This is a genomic window from Tardiphaga sp. (genome assembly GCF_028290785.1).
Taxonomy (GTDB): Bacteria; Pseudomonadota; Alphaproteobacteria; order Rhizobiales; family Xanthobacteraceae; genus Tardiphaga.
The window spans coordinates 1-2,786 of the sequence record NZ_JAQGJD010000267.1; the positions used below are offsets into that span (position 1 = coordinate 1).

Annotated in this window: 3 protein-coding genes; 2 read left to right on the forward strand and 1 reads right to left on the reverse strand. The window is 63.8% G+C overall.

All coding sequences use genetic code 11. The features are described 5' to 3' along the window. Window positions 1-246: Grx4 family monothiol glutaredoxin (gene grxD, locus JWR89_RS16375; protein WP_299717967.1), on the reverse strand; the 246-nt coding region annotated here is incomplete at its 3' end. Between the two features lie 309 nt (window positions 247-555). Here grxD and egtB point away from each other — a divergent pair. Then, on the forward strand, window positions 556-1,824 hold the full coding sequence (gene egtB / locus JWR89_RS16380; protein ID WP_299717969.1) for an ergothioneine biosynthesis protein EgtB: 1,269 nt from the start codon (window positions 556-558) through the stop codon (window positions 1,822-1,824). A 39-nt stretch (window positions 1,825-1,863) separates the two neighbouring features. Then, a partial coding sequence (gene egtD / locus JWR89_RS16385; RefSeq protein WP_299717971.1) for an L-histidine N(alpha)-methyltransferase occupies window positions 1,864-2,786 on the forward strand: 923 nt, incomplete at its 3' end.

Here is a 2,786-nt window from a genome sequence, read left to right on the forward strand (position 1 = left end):
GCCGCCGACGAACTCGCCCTTGACGTAGAGTTGCGGAATCGTCGGCCAGTTCGAATAGGTCTTGATGCCGTCGCGCAGGTCGGCGGATTCCAGCACGTTGAGGCCCTTATAGCCGACGCCGACGTGATCGAGGATCTGCACCACCTGGCCGGAGAAGCCGCACTGCGGAAACTGCGGGGTGCCCTTCATGAACAGCACCACGTCGTTGGTCTTCACTTCGTTCTCGATGAATTGCTCAATGCTCATGATCGCATCCCTGTTGCGGCCCGGTCGCGGGCGCTGCGTCCGTCAGACTTGACATATATGTAGCCGAAACCGGTTCGCACCCCAAGCCAAAAGCCTGAATTTTCAAAAGCCTGACGGCGAGGCCCGTTGGAAGCCGCCGCCGGCCGGCATGCCGGAGGCCCGCTTTTCCGCAGTTTTTGCCAAGTCCCGCCGGGCCGCCGATTCATATGATGGTGAGCCTTTCATACCGGTCGGGATGACCTATTTAGAACAGACCGTGCGCGGAACCCTACGACCGGAGCAGCGTTCTCCCCAAAACCGGAGACTTTCGTGACGAATCCAGCTTCCGCCGCGGCCTCGATGGACGCCCCTGCCACGTCATCGGTCTCCGAATCCGGCTCGCTGGCCCGGCGGCTCGGCGATGCGTTCATGGCCGTCCGCAACGAAACCGAGCGCCGCGCCGCATCACTTTCTGCTGAAGACCAGCTCGTGCAGTCGATGCCCGACGCCTCGCCGGCAAAGTGGCACCGCGCCCATGTCACCTGGTTCTGGGAGCAGTTCCTGCTCGGCGACCACGCACCCGGCTATACGCCCTACCATCCGGACTATGCGTATCTGTTCAATTCCTATTACGTCTCCGCTGGCCCGCGCCATGCCCGCGCCCAGCGCGGCCACCTCACCCGCCCCGGGGCCGATGACGTCACCGCCTATCGCCGCCACGTCGATGCCGCCGTGCTCAAATTTTTCAGCGAGACCGACGACGCCAAGCTGACCTCGCTGGTGCCGCTGCTGGAAGTCGGCTTCAACCACGAGCAGCAGCATCAGGAGCTGATGCTGACCGACATCCTGCACGCCTTCGCGCAGAACCCGATCCCACCGGCCTATGATCCGGCGTGGACCTTCCCGGCATCGACCACGTCAGGCGATGCACCAAAGGATTCTTGGCTGACACTGACCGAGGGCATCCACACCATCGGCCACACCACCGACAGCTTCCATTTCGACAACGAGAAGCCGGCGCATCGCGCGCTGGTCGGCCCGGTCCGGCTGGCGCGCAACCTGATCACCAACGGCGAATGGCTGCAGTTTATGCAAGCCGGCGGCTACACCACGCCAACGCTGTGGCTGATGGACGGCTTTGCCGCCGCCGAGCGCGAGGAGTGGCAGGCGCCCGGCCACTGGCGAAAGATCGATGGCCAATGGCAGATCATGACGCTGGGCGGATTGCAGCCGGTCGATCCCGCGGCTCCGGTCTGCCACGTCAGCTATTACGAGGCCGACGCCTTCGCACGCTGGAGCGGCAAGCATCTGCCGACCGAGATGGAATGGGAGGTCGCGGCACGCGCGGGCTCGCTCAATGACGCCTTCGGCCTGGTCTGGCAGTGGACCCGCAGCTCGTACTCCCCCTACCCCGGCTACCGGGCCATCGAAGGCGCGCTCGGCGAATACAATGGCAAGTTCATGGTCAACCAGCTGGTACTGCGCGGCTCGTCGCTTGCAACCCCCGACGGCCACAGCCGTATCTCGTATCGCAACTTCTTTTATCCCCATCACCGCTGGCAATTCACCGGGCTCCGGCTCGCCGACTACAGTGCCTGATTTTCAGTACACAGCGCGTCTGCGTTGAGGAGAGTTTCGATGAACGTCCATGCCCCGCTGGCCCCCGCGCCGCTCGATGCCACCACCTCGGCCTTCGCCGCCGATGTCGCCGAAGCCCTTTCCCAGCATCCCAAGAAGCTGTCGCCAAAATACTTCTACGACGCGGCGGGCTCCGAGCTGTTCGAGCAGATCACCAAGCTGCCGGAATACTACCCGACGCGCACCGAGCTGGAAATTTTGCGCGCCCGCGGCTCTGACATTCGCGCGATCATTCCCGAGGGCGCGGCTTTGGTCGAATTCGGCGCAGGCGCCACCACCAAGGTGCGACTGCTGCTGAACGAATGCGAATTCGGCGCCTACGTGCCGGTGGATATTTCCGGCGACTTCCTGAACGCGCAGGCCGCGGAGTTGCGTGCGGATTTTCCGGCGCTGAACGTATTTCCGGTGACCGCCGATTTCACCGCGCCGTTCGAACTGCCCGACGCGGTCCGGGCGATGCCCAAGGTTGGCTTCTTCCCGGGCTCGACGCTGGGCAATTTCGAGCCGCACGAGGCCTGCGGCTTCCTGCGCAGCGCCCGCGCGATTCTCGGCCAGAACGCGCTGATGCTGATCGGCATCGACCTGGAGAAGGACGAAAAGCAGCTCTACGCCGCCTACAACGACGCGGCCGGAGTTACCGGGCAGTTCAACAAGAACGTTCTGGTGCGCATCAACCGCGAACTCGGCGGTGACTTCGACCTGTCGGCCTTTGCGCACCGCGCGATCTACAACCGCGAGCGCCACCGCATCGAAATGCACCTGATCGCCAAGAAGCCACAGACCGTCAACGTGCTCGGCCGCAGCTTCGCGTTCCGCGCCGGCGAGAGCATCCACACCGAGAGCAGCTACAAATACAGCCTGGAGCGTTTTGCCGCTTTGGCCAAGGGCTCGGGCTGGACGCCAAAGGCGTCATGGACCGATGC